This window comes from Vibrio casei, from assembly GCF_002218025.2.
GTDB classification, from domain to species: Bacteria; Pseudomonadota; Gammaproteobacteria; order Enterobacterales; family Vibrionaceae; genus Vibrio; species Vibrio casei.
Genome location: NZ_AP018680.1, coordinates 658,559 through 672,118, shown reverse-complemented (window position 1 = coordinate 672,118; position 13,560 = coordinate 658,559). Strand labels below are relative to the sequence as shown.

14 protein-coding genes and 1 other RNA gene are annotated in these 13,560 nt (G+C 39.9%); 6 read left to right on the top strand and 9 right to left on the bottom strand.

The window, feature by feature from the left end:
* Positions 1-39 precede the first annotated feature (39 nt).
* The 4 genes from VCASEI_RS03295 to VCASEI_RS03280 are packed head-to-tail and all read right to left on the bottom strand — an operon-like array spanning position 40 to position 2,863.
* Complete coding sequence (locus VCASEI_RS03295; RefSeq protein ID WP_086961580.1) at positions 40-495, bottom strand: type IV pilus modification PilV family protein; 456 nt, start codon at positions 493-495, stop codon at positions 40-42.
* Entirely contained in the window at positions 485-1,786 is a 1,302-nt protein-coding gene (locus VCASEI_RS03290; protein ID WP_086961582.1) for a hypothetical protein, read from the bottom strand. The genes VCASEI_RS03295 and VCASEI_RS03290 overlap by 11 nt, the downstream gene beginning before the upstream one ends.
* On the bottom strand, positions 1,786-2,379 hold the full coding sequence (locus VCASEI_RS03285) for a PilW family protein (RefSeq protein WP_086961584.1): 594 nt from the start codon (positions 2,377-2,379) through the stop codon (positions 1,786-1,788). The genes VCASEI_RS03290 and VCASEI_RS03285 overlap by 1 nt, the downstream gene beginning before the upstream one ends.
* Positions 2,357-2,863, bottom strand: coding sequence for a GspH/FimT family pseudopilin (locus VCASEI_RS03280; RefSeq protein WP_086961586.1), 507 nt, complete (start codon positions 2,861-2,863; stop codon positions 2,357-2,359). Before VCASEI_RS03280 ends, VCASEI_RS03285 begins: the two co-directional genes overlap by 23 nt.
* Positions 2,864-2,965: 102 nt before the next feature.
* On the opposite strand from VCASEI_RS03280, the gene VCASEI_RS03275 reads away from it, so the two are divergent.
* Positions 2,966-3,424, top strand: coding sequence for a type IV pilin protein (locus tag VCASEI_RS03275; protein WP_086961588.1), 459 nt, complete (start codon positions 2,966-2,968; stop codon positions 3,422-3,424).
* Positions 3,425-3,745: 321 nt separating this feature from the next.
* On the opposite strand, the gene dnaJ is transcribed toward VCASEI_RS03275, so the two are convergent.
* The 3 genes from dnaJ to grpE form a co-directional block, all read right to left on the bottom strand.
* The gene (dnaJ, locus tag VCASEI_RS03270) at positions 3,746-4,885 is read right to left on the bottom strand and encodes a molecular chaperone DnaJ (RefSeq protein WP_086961590.1); all 1,140 of its coding nucleotides are present in this window, start codon (positions 4,883-4,885) and stop codon (positions 3,746-3,748) included.
* Positions 4,886-5,151: 266 nt separating this feature from the next.
* Positions 5,152-7,056 (bottom strand): molecular chaperone DnaK, encoded by a 1,905-nt coding sequence (dnaK, locus tag VCASEI_RS03265; RefSeq protein WP_086961592.1) that lies wholly within the window; start codon positions 7,054-7,056, stop codon positions 5,152-5,154.
* A 247-nt stretch (positions 7,057-7,303) separates the two neighbouring features.
* Positions 7,304-7,924 carry a nucleotide exchange factor GrpE gene (gene grpE / locus VCASEI_RS03260; RefSeq protein ID WP_086961719.1) on the bottom strand — a complete coding sequence of 207 codons (621 nt, stop codon included), beginning with the start codon at positions 7,922-7,924 and terminating at the stop codon, positions 7,304-7,306.
* Positions 7,925-8,159: 235 nt separating this feature from the next.
* Between grpE and nadK the strand changes: the two genes are divergently transcribed.
* From nadK to bamE, 3 genes are all read left to right on the top strand, one after another.
* Positions 8,160-9,044 carry an NAD(+) kinase gene (gene nadK, locus VCASEI_RS03255; RefSeq protein ID WP_089110551.1) on the top strand — a complete coding sequence of 295 codons (885 nt, stop codon included), beginning with the start codon at positions 8,160-8,162 and terminating at the stop codon, positions 9,042-9,044.
* Between the two features lie 186 nt (positions 9,045-9,230).
* Positions 9,231-10,895 carry a DNA repair protein RecN gene (recN, locus tag VCASEI_RS03250; protein WP_086961595.1) on the top strand — a complete coding sequence of 555 codons (1,665 nt, stop codon included), beginning with the start codon at positions 9,231-9,233 and terminating at the stop codon, positions 10,893-10,895.
* A gap of 243 nt (positions 10,896-11,138) precedes the next feature.
* Entirely contained in the window at positions 11,139-11,504 is a 366-nt protein-coding gene (bamE, locus tag VCASEI_RS03245; protein WP_086961721.1) for an outer membrane protein assembly factor BamE, read from the top strand.
* Positions 11,505-11,598: 94 nt separating this feature from the next.
* On the opposite strand, the gene VCASEI_RS03240 is transcribed toward bamE, so the two are convergent.
* Positions 11,599-11,907, bottom strand: coding sequence for an RnfH family protein (locus VCASEI_RS03240; protein ID WP_086961597.1), 309 nt, complete (start codon positions 11,905-11,907; stop codon positions 11,599-11,601).
* A 72-nt stretch (positions 11,908-11,979) separates the two neighbouring features.
* Positions 11,980-12,417 carry an SRPBCC family protein gene (locus VCASEI_RS03235; RefSeq protein WP_086961599.1) on the bottom strand — a complete coding sequence of 146 codons (438 nt, stop codon included), beginning with the start codon at positions 12,415-12,417 and terminating at the stop codon, positions 11,980-11,982.
* A gap of 112 nt (positions 12,418-12,529) precedes the next feature.
* Here VCASEI_RS03235 and smpB point away from each other — a divergent pair, with 112 nt between their 5' ends.
* Positions 12,530-13,015, top strand: a complete 486-nt coding sequence (smpB, locus tag VCASEI_RS03230) for an SsrA-binding protein SmpB (protein WP_089110552.1) — start codon at positions 12,530-12,532, stop codon at positions 13,013-13,015.
* Between the two features lie 163 nt (positions 13,016-13,178).
* Positions 13,179-13,545: a transfer-messenger RNA gene (gene ssrA / locus VCASEI_RS03225) on the top strand.
* Positions 13,546-13,560: the final 15 nt, after the last annotated feature.

Here is a 13,560-nt window from a genome sequence, read left to right as displayed (position 1 = left end):
AACATTCACTCGATGTTGAATAAATGCAGACCAGAATACTTAATTATCAAATTCATTATATTTAGAGATCATGGTTTTCAGCGCAACGGATTGTCGCTCGTTCCAACGTGTATCCCAACCAGTTTCAATCTCGATAGTTTTTAAAGCCACTCCCCCAGGAATAGGGAATGAACCAGAAACCGTCCAGATTGTTGTATAAGCCCCAGAAGTACTAGTACCATCGATAATACAATCAAAAGTCATAAAACCTACGTCATCACAAGTTGCGGTACTACTGGCTCCACTTAATGAACTATTCGCACCACTAACAGATCGCGTTCTAAATAGTTCTAATTGAGACTCTGCCAGGTGCAGTGCCTTAATACTGTTTTCAGCATAATCAGCTTGCCTTTCCATATAGGTTTGCAGTTTGATTAGCCCCATAATGCCGACGATAAGAATGATAAAAGTGATCAGCACTTCAATTAAGCTAAAGCCTTGTTGTTTAGAAATCATGCCATGATCCTTTTAGCCATTTTGGTTTATATAATTTACTCAGTGCATGATTAATTTTTTTACCATCATAAGCAACATCCATCGAAGCATATATCATCGCCAAACTCCCTGGAGTGTCAACAATTAAAACCCCATCAGGAACTTTAGCACCAGTCATAAATAAACTCGGTACTGGTATCCCTGAACTTTGCATACTAGCCGTGTAATAGCTAGCTACCCATGAACTTTCTGCCATATTTGACCAAAGACTAAGACTTGGAGTGAAGGCCGTATTTAAGTGATATAAAACGCCATTAAATGGAACGCTACCAGTAGAGCCTAGTAGCCCATTTTGCACGACAACGATAATTCCGGCACTGGTATCTTTTGAGAGAGTTTGTGTCGCATGACCGAAATCACAAGTTCCATCCACCCAGATTAAACTCTTATTTTGCTCAATTGCAGAAGCTATATTGCTATCGCATGGACATACAGAACCTGAGCAAAACCCACCTGTAATAACCGTGAATTCCTTCTTCACGGATGAAAGTTCAGATTTAGGCACACCAAATAAGTCTTCAAATGGGTCTAAATCTGAATCATAGTAAAAGTCGCCTTTAAAATTATTTTCTGATAGTAGTTGGGTACCATCTTCATCAAGCTGATTATTTTCTTCTGATAACTTTAAAACTGAAGAAGGGTTGCTAATACTTGTTTGATAACTTGAAGCACATCGAGTTGTACTAGGGAAGTCCGGTGATGTAGGTATAGTTGTTTGAAGATTACTTGTCGCATTCAAATAAATATTTTTTGAATATTTAACGGCGACACAGCTATATAGATCAGGAGTTGAAATAAGTTGAACTGGTTGCGGTTTTATATCAAAAGATCCGATCATAAATAAATCAGCAGTAGAAGTAATAGCACCTAAGGTTCCAGCCCCAGGAATCCTCAACACCTTAGCCACTTGATACCCATTTTCATTCGACTCAACCGTATAAAGATTTGAACTCCCTTGCCTTGTGATCTGGATATTAGTTGGTTGATCACAGTCATTATATGAAACTGAATTCGGATCATTAGAAGATACATCTACAAGCTTGGCTAAGACACACTCTAAGCGTCCTTCTCCTTTCCAATGTAATTGCCTAGCCTCAATCTCATTTTGAACTCGCTTCGCTTGAAAAAAGACACCTTTATAACTTGCAAGCGTTATCACTAATGCGACAACTAATAATAATGTTGCGACTAATAACGTTGCTGCACCTTGTTGTTTTTGGTTAGGGGAAAAATAAATGCTGGGTTCAAACATTACTTCCAATTCCTTTGTTTAATTTGAGTGCTTAATGTTTGGGTATGGGAACCATCAAGTAAAGAAGCAGTTAAAGACAGAGTAATCAATGCCGAACTCACAGAGCTACCAAGAGGGTTATCGGTCACAATAAACGAATCAACCGTTAACCGATGTTGATCCAATAAAGATGGAACGGGTGTACATATACTAGTGATTGGGGATGGGCCTGTGCTTTCACACATTTTCAACTTCGAGTCATCTAAAGCAAATGTCACTTGAGTGAACTCACCATCTGGTTTTTGATAGGTATAAGCCAAACTTGAAGAGGACGTGCTGATGACATTATTGGCTCCAGATAACATTAATGAATTTCCTTGCGAACCATTAAAGCCAGCACGTTGAGCGTCCTCTTTTATATATCTCAGAACTTCATTAATACCTTGAATCACCAACAAGCGTTGAGTTCGTTCCGTCGCTAATTTTTGTCCAGAAAGAAAAACACTACCCACAGCTAGTAAGGCGATAATACCAATCGCAGAGGCCATCATTAACTCAATAAGTGATATCCCCTTTTGGAAGCGTAGTGCTTTATTCACACTCTGGATAGCCATAATGCCCTCCACATATACGAAAACGCCCTGTAAACTGCTGAAACTTCAAATCTAAAAGTTTCCCCTCTTTTAGTGAAAACTTTATATTTCCGGTTTGATTCGGTTTTCCGTTTACACTTTCAAACTCCATATTCAATATCGATGAACTTGTTGAAATACCTTTAAACGGGTCACCTTCTAAATACATTAAGGCATTACTTTTTGCCGCATGACGATCAGACGGTGTGGCAGAGGATGTATTGGTCACTAATGCCCATTCCCCCCCCGTCGGGGTACCATCTTGAACAAAATGTAGATAAAGATTTTGATTTCTCAACACCGCTTCAGATTTTGTTTGGATAAAAAAACCTTGTAGCTCTTCAGCAAGCCTTTGCATTTTGGCTTTTTCACTGATCCCACGGAACGACGGCACGGCAGCCGCCAGCAAAATTGCTAGTACTACAATTGAAATCAGCATTTCAATTAACGTAAACCCTCGAGCCATTCCCCAAAAACCTCTGCAACTAGTTACATAGTGATTTTTCAACTTGCACAGATGCTAACACTTATTAAAAATGGCATAAGTCTCTAACAGGAAGTTATAGAAATGATTCGAAAAAATTGCTGTAAGAAGAATGAGATAAGACAAAAAGGAATGACACTGATCGAATTATTGATAGTCATCGCGATCATTGGTGCTCTATCAGCTATTGCTTATCCTAGTTATCAAGAGCATATTTTAAAAAGTCATCGTGCTTCAATAATATCTGACATGATGAAAATTCAGTTAGCACTTGAACAACACCGCACCCAAAATGGCAGTTATGACTATACGATTGTGGCAGCGGGTAAATGTGCTTCTAATTTAGGGTGCCAGAACGATACTGACCGTTATAAATTATCGATTGTTTCTGGTAGCAGTGGTATTAATCTTTACACCATTAAAGCTACGCCACAATCAACTCAAGGGCAAACCAAAGATAAATGCGGCATCTTAGAAATGAATGCAGGTTCAGTTGGTAGTGCAAACAAAGACAACATAGCGGTTGATGGTTGTTGGAATTGATCAATGTAAGCAGATACCGGATAACTCCTTCGTCGTTTCCGGTATGACGGTGGCTGTTCGTTTCTGATATGACCTAAATATGATCGTCATTCCCGCCGAGCCTAAGCGAGAGCAGGAATCTTATTCGGCGCGTGGAGAGTAGATACCGGATAACTCCTTCGGCGTTTCCGGTATGACGGTGGTTGGGCATTTCTGGCATGACGGCTTTAGGTACCCATTCCCCAGATCAAAAATTACAATGTTTACGCTGAATATAAGCCTGATAAAAACAACAAAGCCCCCAATTAAGGAGGCTTTGTTAATTAGGCATAACGCTACTCATTAGCCAGTCAAATCATCAAAGAACTTCTTCACGCCATTAAAGAAGCCTTCTGATTTTGGCTTATGCTTATTACCAGCATCACCACCAAAAGAGTCTTCTAATTCACGTAATAGCTCTTTTTGACGTGAGCTTAATTTCACAGGTGTCTCAACCACGAGTTTACAGATCAAATCCCCCACAGCGCCACTTCGTACCGATTTAACCCCTTTGCCTCTCATGCGGAACATACGTCCTGTTTGCATTTCAGCGGGTACTTTCAGTTTAAAGCGGCCATTTAACGTAGGGACCTCAACCTCACCACCGAGCGCCGCAAGCGTAAAGCTTACCGGTACTTCACAGTGTAGATTATTTCCATCACGCTCAAAAATATGGTGAGCTCGTAAATGCACTTCAACGTACAAATCACCCGCAGATGCCCCACGTTCGCCGGCTTCACCTTCACCAGTTAAACGAATACGATCACCAATGTCTACACCTGCTGGGATCTTAACATTTAACGTCTTAGTTTTCTGCTTACGACCTTCACCATGACAAGCGTTACATGGATCTTTAATGATCTTTCCTTTGCCATTACAGGTTGGACACGTTTGTTGCACAGCAAAGAAACCTTGACGCATTTGTACTTGGCCATGACCATGACAAGTGCCACAAGTTTGTGAAGTAGAACCGGCTTTCGCCCCACTACCGTCACACACATCACATTCCGCTAAAGTTGGAATATGAATTTCTTTTTCACAACCACGAACCGCTTCTTCCAAAGACAATTCCATGTTGTAACGTAAATCAGAGCCACGTTGTGCGCGTTGACCACCACCACGACGGCCGCCGCCGAAAATATCACCGAAGACATCACCAAACATGTCTTCAAAGCCACCGCCGCCTCCACCGAAGCCACCGCCGCCACCCATTCCACCTTGTTCAAAGGCAGCATGACCATATTGATCATAAGCTTGTTTCTTCTGAGGATCGGTTAAAACTTCATACGCTTCTTTTACTTCTTTAAATTTTTCAGATGCGTCCGCTTCTTGGTTGCGGTCTGGGTGAAATTTCATCGCTAAGCGTTTATACGCCTTTTTTATATCGCGCTCTGAGGCATCACGTTCTACACCTAATACTTCATAAAGATCACGTTTTGACATATTCAGTTCACCAACTTCTTAAAGCCAACAAGCAATGCTCGCTGGTATTGTATTTTTGACTAATAAAACGATATCTAGCTAGATAATCCGATATACCTATTCAATCAGCAGAAGTGATTATCTAGCGGGACAATGCCCTAAATTTACTGACTAACAGATCGAAAATTGCGGGCGTGAGAGAAAACTCTAAACGCCCGCAGTTTATTGTTAGCCACTTTTCATATCACTGAAGAGTGGCTGACTTAGACTATATAATCAGTGATTGATTATTTTTTGTCTTCGTCTTTAACTTCTTCAAACTCAGCGTCAACAACATCATCTTCAGGTTTTGCTTGTTCGCCACCTTCCGCTTGTTGTGCTTTCTGTTGAGCAATTTCCATCAGTTTTTGAGCTGCAGCTGCTAACTCTTGAACTTTTGCATCGATCGCTTCTTTGTCGTCACCAGATTTAACACGCTCTAGTTCGCCAATGGCTTTTTCGATGTTAGTTTTATCTTCTTCAGGAAGTGCATCACCCGCTTCTTCCATTTGCTTACGAGTACCGTGAACCATTTGGTCAGCTTGGTTACGAGTCGTCACTAACTCTTCGAACTTTTTGTCGGCTTCTTTGTTAGCTTCGGCTTCTTGTACCATTTTCTCGATTTCTTCGTCGGTTAAGCCACCATTCGCTTGAATCGTGATTTTTTGCTCTTTACCGGTCGTTTTATCTTTTGCTGACACATTCAAGATACCATCCGCATCCAAATCGAAAGTCACTTCGATTTGAGGCATACCACGTGGCGCAGCATTAATGCCTTCTAGGTTAAATTGACCTAGAGACTTGTTATAAGATGCTTGCTTACGCTCACCTTGTAATACGTGAATCGTTACTGCGCTTTGGTTGTCTTCGGCTGTTGAGAACACTTGATTCGCTTTTGTTGGAATCGTGGTGTTTTTCTCAATCAGTTTAGTCATTACACCACCCATCGTTTCAATACCGAAAGATAGAGGCGTAACGTCTAGTAGAAGCACGTCTTTCACGTCCCCCGCAAGTACACCACCTTGAACCGCAGCACCAATAGCCACAGCTTCATCAGGGTTCACGTCTTTACGCGCTTCTTTACCAAAGAATTCAGCAACTTTCTTCTGAACCATAGGCATACGAGTTTGACCACCCACTAAGATAACGTCAGTAATTTCACTTACTGATAGGTCAGCATCTGCAAGAGCAACTTTTAGTGGCTCAAGTGAACGTTGAACTAGGTCTTCAACTAGAGATTCTAGTTTAGAACGAGTTACTTTTACGTTCATGTGCTTAGGACCAGTCGCATCCGCTGTCACGTATGGTAAGTTCACGTCTGTTTGTTGTGCTGAAGATAACTCAATCTTCGCTTTCTCAGCCGCTTCTTTCACACGTTGCATAGCCAGTGGATCTTTCTTAAGATCGATGCCTTGCTCATTTTTAAACTCAGATACTAAGTAGTTGATTAAACGCGTATCAAAGTCTTCACCACCTAAGTGTGTATCACCATTAGTAGAAAGAACTTCGAAGGTTTTCTCGCCTTCAACTTCATCAATTTCGATAATAGAGATATCGAATGTACCACCACCAAGGTCGTAAACTGCGATAGTGCGGTCGCCGCCTTTTTTATCAAGACCGTAAGCAAGTGCTGCCGCTGTTGGTTCGTTGATGATACGTTTAACTTCTAAACCTGCGATACGGCCAGCATCTTTCGTTGCTTGACGTTGAGCATCGTTGAAGTATGCAGGAACAGTAATGACTGCTGCTGTTACTTCTTCACCAAGGAAATCCTCAGCGGTTTTTTTCATTTTTTTCAAGATTTCAGCCGATACTTGAGGAGCCGCCATTTTTTGGCCTTTTGCTTCAACCCATGCATCACCGTTATCTGCTTTAACTATCTTATAAGGCATGATTTCAATATCACGCTGTACTTCTTCGTCTTCGAAACGACGACCGATCAAACGTTTGATCGCGAACAATGTGTTTTCAGGGTTAGTGACCGCTTGGCGTTTTGCAGGTTGGCCTACTAATGTTTCGCCATCGGTATACGCTACCACTGATGCTGTTGTGCGTTCGCCTTCAGCATTTTCAATTACGCGTGGTTTGTCGCCGTCTAATACAGCAACACATGAGTTAGTTGTACCTAAATCAATACCAATAATTCTACCCATTTAAATACTCTCCAAAAATTTCAGTTATTCAGTTTTGCTATACCCAGCCATTTTATAACAAATAGATGGGGGCTCAGAATTGGGATTCAACCCTGTAAGCTAATTTTGTTTTTCATTTCGCTGTACGTTTTTCTGTATGCTCCTTAGATAAGGGCAACAAAATACTTTTCAAGGGGATGTAATAAAAAATGTCGAGATTTTTAAGCTCTCGACATTTTTTATATTGTTAATACGATAATATAAACGCTTATTTAGCAACCATCACCATGGCAGGGCGAATAACGCGGCCATTTAACTGATAACCTTTTTGCATCACTATCATCACGGTATTTGATTCATGATCTGGGCTTTCTTGCATACCAATCGCTTGGTGTAATTCAGGGTTAAAGGTTTCACCTTCTGGGTTAATCGCCTCTAAACCAAATTTAGCCACCGTATCAACGAAAGATTTGTGCGTCATATCAACACCTTCAAGAATCGCTTTAACCGCTTCGTCTTCTGGATTCGCAGCTTGAAGTGCGCGTTCTAGGTTATCAAGAACAGGCAATAATTCTTCTGCAAACTTATTCAGTGCGTATTTACGCGCTTTATCAATTTCTTGTTCGCTGCGGCGGCGCATATTCTCCACTTCAGCTTTTGCCCGCAAAACAGAATCCTGCTGCTCTTTTACTTGAGCTTGGCTTGCGATCAATGCTGCTTCAAGCTGTGAGACTAAAGAGGCTTCTTGTTCAGAGTCATCTTCATCACCTAAATCAAGGTCGCCTTCCCCACCAATGATTTCTACTTCTTCATTCTCAAGCACTTCTTCTACTTGAAACTCTTCATTTTTTAGCTCTTCGCCGTGCGGCTTATTGTGTTCAGTCGTCATAATATCTCCAAGAATATAATCAACACGATACGCTTGGCCTAACGGAATAGGCACAAAATACTCGCATAGTCGTTCCACTTGCCTTTATTATGGGGATGAAGATTTATGAATCAAGCGTAGAGTGTGTTTATCTTTCATAAACTAAACTTGCTTAGAGTAAAAATTAAGCTTGTTCCACTCAAAATAAACGTAAACTCGCGATATATCACTCAATTTTTAAATAGAGCAAAATCTTATGCAAAAGCCTTTTAACGTTATCGCCATCATTGGTAAGCCTCGAGATCATAAAGCGGTGCAAACCCATAAAGAGCTTTTCCATTGGTTACAAGAACAACATTATCAAGTTCTGATTGATGATCGCTTAGTGGATATCCTTACCGACATACCCAAAAATGTTTTCACTAGCTTATTAGATATTGCCCAAAAAGCAGATTTAGCTATTGTGGTTGGTGGTGATGGAAATATGCTTGGAGCCGCAAGAATTTTATCTCGATTCGATATTTCCGTTATTGGCGTTAACCGTGGAAGTCTTGGATTTTTAACTGATCTTAACCCAGAAGATTTCCATGAATCGTTACAAAATGTATTAAAAGGGCAATACCTAACCGAAGAACGTTTTTTATTAGAAGCAGAAGTGCATCGTCATGGGCAAATAAAAAGCCACAACTCGGCATTAAATGAAGTGGTTCTCCACCCAGGAAAAATCGCTCATATGATTGAATTTGAAGTTTATATAGATGAACGATTTGCATTTTCACAACGCTCAGATGGCTTAATTGTTTCCACGCCAACAGGCTCTACCGCTTATTCACTATCAGGTGGCGGCCCTATTTTATCACCAAGCTTAAATGCTATTTCATTGGTGCCCATGTTCCCACACACACTTTCTAGTCGACCACTTGTTGTCGATGGGAATAGAAAAATAAAACTTATTGTTTCCCCTGATAACCGTGGTACTCAAGAAGTTAGCTGCGATGGTCAAATATCGCTCCCCGTTTCTCCAGGTGATGAAATCCATATATTCCAAAGCCCCAATATCTTAAAACTTATCCACCCAGAAGATTACAGTTACTACCACGTATTACGACATAAATTAGGTTGGTCTAGTAAATTATTTTAAAGTATCGGCAGTGCCAAAATACAATATCTAGCGTCACGAAACATAAAAATGTCCTATTGGTTTTACCATCACTAGGGCATTTTTGATCTTAGCAAAAAAATTCACACAAAAAACTTTACTGTATAAAAAGCCAGTATATACTGTTTTTACATACAGTGATTTTCTTTATCTTTTACAGGTGGATTTATGCTCTCTCATTTAAGCGTTAATAATTTTGCCATTGTTAAATCTTTACAGCTAGAGCTCTTCAAAGGAATGACAACCATCACCGGAGAAACCGGTGCTGGTAAGTCCATTGCGATTGATGCTTTAAGTTTGTGTCTCGGCGGGCGTGCGGACAGTAATATGGTTCGCCCCGGAGAAGACAAAATCGACATTACCGCAGCATTTGTTCTTGATAACAATATCAACGCAACTCGCTGGTTAGAAGATAATGAATTACTTGAAGGCAGTGAATGTATAATTCGACGTATCATTACCAATGAAGGACGATCTCGAGCTTTCATTAATGGAAATCCCGTACCTTTATCTCAACTAAAAGCGCTTGGCCAAACGTTAGTCAATATTCATGGTCAACACGCTCACCATCAATTAATGAAACCAGAACATCAACTGACCTTATTAGATCAATATTCAGGGCATAACCAACTTATACAAGCAAGTAAAGAAGCGTATTCAAATTGGCGTCAGTTACAAAATCAGCTTAAAACATTACGTGCTAATAGCCAAGATAACCTAGCGCAAAAACAACTATTAGAGTATCAAGTAAAAGAACTTGATGAACTGGCATTAAGCGAAAATGAATTTGAAGAACTAGAACAAGAACATAAAGTCCTTTCAAGTAGTGGCCAAATAGCTTTAACGTGCCAACAAGCCATCAACGATCTTTACGAAAGTGAAGACGTCAACGCATTAGGATTATTAAACTCCGTAAGCCATGCCCTAGCAGAATTGGTTGAGTTAGATCCTAAACTCTCGCATTTACCAACGTTATTATCTGAGGCCATTATTCAGCTAGAAGAAACCAATTCTGAATTACGCCATTATGCCGATAGTATTGACGTCGATCCGACTCGAATTGCAGATGTTGAAGAACGCTTTAGTAAAGTCATGGGTACAGCCCGAAAACATCAGGTTCATGCAGAAGATCTGTATCAACATCACCAAAACATTAAAGCTCAAATAGAAGCTCTCGACTGCTCTGAAGAAAAGTTTGAACAGCTTGAAACTGAGGTATCAACTAAGCATGATCTCTTCATTCAAACCGCTGATAAACTGAGCAAAAGCCGCTGCCGATATGCAAAAGAGTTAAACAAATTAATTTCACAAAGTATGCACGAACTTAGCATGGAAAAAGCACAATTTTGTATTGATGTAACAGCCGACAATAAACATGCTTCACCAATGGGCATTGATAGTGTTAATTTCTTGGTTTCAACCAATCCAGGCCAACCACTACAAGCATTGGCTAAAGTGGCATCCGGTGGTGAGTTATCTCGAATATCACTCGCAATCCAAGTCATTACCGCTCAAAAAGTACAGACTCCAAGCTTAATTTTTGATGAAGTTGATGTTGGTATCAGTGGCCCAACAGCAAGTGTTGTCGGAAAAATGCTGCGTAAACTAGGCGAATCAACACAAGTGCTATGTGTCACTCACTTACCTCAAGTAGCTGGAAGTGGCCATCAACAATTATTTGTTGCCAAACAAACAAAATCAGGAAAAACAGAAACCCGTATCCATCAATTAGATGAAGGACAACGTATTGATGAACTTGCTCGCTTATTAGGTGGTAGCACGATTACCGAATCAACGAAAGCAAATGCGAAAGAATTGCTAATCGCCGCTTAATTGATGCAACATCAATCCAAGTCATCATATGATTAAAGCAACATACGATAACGAGAATCTAGATGTGTCCCCCATCCACATTTATGTTTCTCGCTTTCAATCCCATTATTTATTCTATTTTCTGCAACCAAACTCTAAATTTTCTGTCTTAATTTGCATCTTTATCACGGTCGGCTTTTACTTCTTGGCTGCGCTTGTTTATCATCGGAACAGTTTATGGCCTTTAACTCAAAGAAAAATATTATGCATTTTAAAAAGTGGATAACGATTATCCCTTTAGTTTCAACACTTTTATTATCTGGCTGTAGCCTAATTGAGCCTTTGGTTTATCGTATAGATATTGCCCAAGGTAATTATGTTGAGCAACCCGATGTTGACAAACTACGAATTGGCATGACAAAAGAACAAGTACGATATGTACTGGGTTCGCCAATGTTGGTTCAAAATGGTTATCCAGATACATGGTTTTACATTTACCACTTTACTCATGGGCATGACGATTCAGTACAGAAAAACTTTGTCGTAAAGTTTGACAGTCAATCACAAAAGCTTGCCGCCGCATCTGGTGATTTTGAAGTGAGTTCAGAGTTTAATACACCACTAAACTAAACTTATCTTCTTATCCGGTACATAAAAAGGGCGTTTACTTTTAGTAGTAAACGCCCTTTTTATTCTTTTTCGCATAGCATTGAACAAATCTACATTATTTCGTTTTAGTCTGATTTTTCGCTTGCTCCGCTCGTTTACGACGAATTTCTTTAGGATCAGCTAATAATGGCCGATAAATTTCTATCCGATCTTTATCCCTCACAGTAGCATCTAACTTCACATTACGGCTGAATACTCCGACTTTGTTCTCGTTTAAATCAATTTCAGGGTAAGCTAACAAAACGCCAGACTGTTCAATAATATCTTGAACGGTTAAATCTGATTCCACTGCTAATTCAAATACTTTTTGTTCATGGGGTAAAGCGTAGACCACTTCCACATGAATCATTGGGCTATCGCTCATTTATATTGTCCTATAACCATTAATAGGTTAGTTCTCATGATTCAAACTTAGCTTATACTGTAAGAAACCGTATCAATTACTACAGTAAATATCTTTGGCGCGTAATGTAAATGAATTCACCATATTATTGGTTAAATCATTAAAGATTTTTCCAAACGCCAATTCAATCAATTTATTTGAAAATTCAAATGTTAAATTAAGCTCAACTTTACACGCAAAATCATCCAATGGTGTAAACACCCAAAACCCTTTTAAAGACTTAAATGGTCCATCTACCAACGCCAACTCTATACGTCGATCCGGTATCATTGTATTTGAGGTGATAAATGTTTTCTTTATTCCTGCCTTCGACACATCAACTGATGCAACTAAAGCTCCTTCACTCGATTCAATTAACTTCGATCCAGAACAGCCGGGTAAAAATTCTGGATATTTTTCAACATCGTTGACCAAATCATACATTTGCTTAGCACTAAACGAAACCAAAGCTGAACGATTAACCTGCGGCATACTACTCCCTAATTTGATGCACTCAGCAAATTCTCGAAAATAAAAACATTATTAACAAGAAAAGAATAAAAGGATTCGCCAAAATAAAAGCAATCCGTATAATGACGCTATTATGGCAAAGAAAAAATCAAAATCAAAAGTCGGTAGCAATACTATCGCTCTCAACAAGCAAGCTCGACATGAATATTTCGTCGATAATGAAATTGAAGTAGGTCTTGAGCTGCAAGGTTGGGAAGTAAAATCCTTACGTCAAGGTAAAGCCAATATCGCAGAAAGCTATGTATTTCTTCGCGATGGTGAAGCATTTCTAAGTGGTGCCTCTATTATACCGCTAAATCAAGCTTCTACTCATATCGTGGCTAATCCAACACGTGTTCGTAAACTTTTATTAAATCGTCGTGAGTTAGACAACCTATTTGGGCGTGTAAACCGTGAAGGCATGACGCTAGTCGCCTTGTCACTTTACTGGTCTAAGTCTTGGGTAAAAATGAAAATCGGTGTCGCAAAAGGTAAAAAACTTCACGACAAACGCGATGATCAGAAAAACCAAGATTGGCAACGTGATAAAGCGCGCATTATGAAAAGCAGTTTACGCTAAGTCATATAACGCATTGATTCAAAGTTAACCACTTAGCACGTAAGTAACTAGACTCAGAAAGGTTTTATGTTACTATGCGCTATAAGTAATACGCTACAAAGCGCAAATAGCGCTTAGTTTGTTATTTTGATGAGTAGTTCAAAATAAAACAAACAGAAAACTTGGGGCTGATTTAGGATTCGACGGGAATTTTGAAGTCTTAGGTGCATGTCGTGGGGCGGTTTGCCACGTAAAAAGCCGCAAAAAAATAGTCGCAAACGACGAAAACTACGCACTAGCAGCTTAATACCCTGCTGAGAGCCTTTCTGCCCTAGCTTCCGTTTGTAAGACGGGGAACAACAGAGAGTCAAACCCAAACGAACTCGTGTGGCGTCTCCAGCCTGAGAGACAAAGCATTAAAACTAATTCAGGATAGCCATCAGCTAGCGTGTCGGTTCGCAGGTCGGTGGTGAAATTAAAGATCGACTAAACATGTAGTACCAACGGTGAATGATTTTCGGACGCGGGTTCAAATCCCGCCAGCTCCACCAATTCAACAAAAAAGA

Coding starts and splice junctions, on each gene's coding strand:
- bamE (WP_086961721.1), top strand. CDS start 11,139: ATGCATTTTAAAAAGTGGATAACGATTATCCCTTTAGTTTCAACACTT.
- VCASEI_RS03235 (WP_086961599.1), bottom strand. CDS start 12,417: ATGCCGCAGGTTAATCGTTCAGCTTTGGTTTCGTTTAGTGCTAAGCAA.
- nadK (WP_089110551.1), top strand. CDS start 8,160: ATGCAAAAGCCTTTTAACGTTATCGCCATCATTGGTAAGCCTCGAGAT.
- dnaK (WP_086961592.1), bottom strand. CDS start 7,056: ATGGGTAGAATTATTGGTATTGATTTAGGTACAACTAACTCATGTGTT.
- VCASEI_RS03280 (WP_086961586.1), bottom strand. CDS start 2,863: ATGGCTCGAGGGTTTACGTTAATTGAAATGCTGATTTCAATTGTAGTA.
- VCASEI_RS03295 (WP_086961580.1), bottom strand. CDS start 495: ATGATTTCTAAACAACAAGGCTTTAGCTTAATTGAAGTGCTGATCACT.
- recN (WP_086961595.1), top strand. CDS start 9,231: ATGCTCTCTCATTTAAGCGTTAATAATTTTGCCATTGTTAAATCTTTA.
- VCASEI_RS03285 (WP_086961584.1), bottom strand. CDS start 2,379: ATGGCTATCCAGAGTGTGAATAAAGCACTACGCTTCCAAAAGGGGATA.
- smpB (WP_089110552.1), top strand. CDS start 12,530: ATGGCAAAGAAAAAATCAAAATCAAAAGTCGGTAGCAATACTATCGCT.
- dnaJ (WP_086961590.1), bottom strand. CDS start 4,885: ATGTCAAAACGTGATCTTTATGAAGTATTAGGTGTAGAACGTGATGCC.
- VCASEI_RS03290 (WP_086961582.1), bottom strand. CDS start 1,786: ATGTTTGAACCCAGCATTTATTTTTCCCCTAACCAAAAACAACAAGGT.
- grpE (WP_086961719.1), bottom strand. CDS start 7,924: ATGACGACTGAACACAATAAGCCGCACGGCGAAGAGCTAAAAAATGAA.
- VCASEI_RS03240 (WP_086961597.1), bottom strand. CDS start 11,907: ATGAGCGATAGCCCAATGATTCATGTGGAAGTGGTCTACGCTTTACCC.
- VCASEI_RS03275 (WP_086961588.1), top strand. CDS start 2,966: ATGATTCGAAAAAATTGCTGTAAGAAGAATGAGATAAGACAAAAAGGA.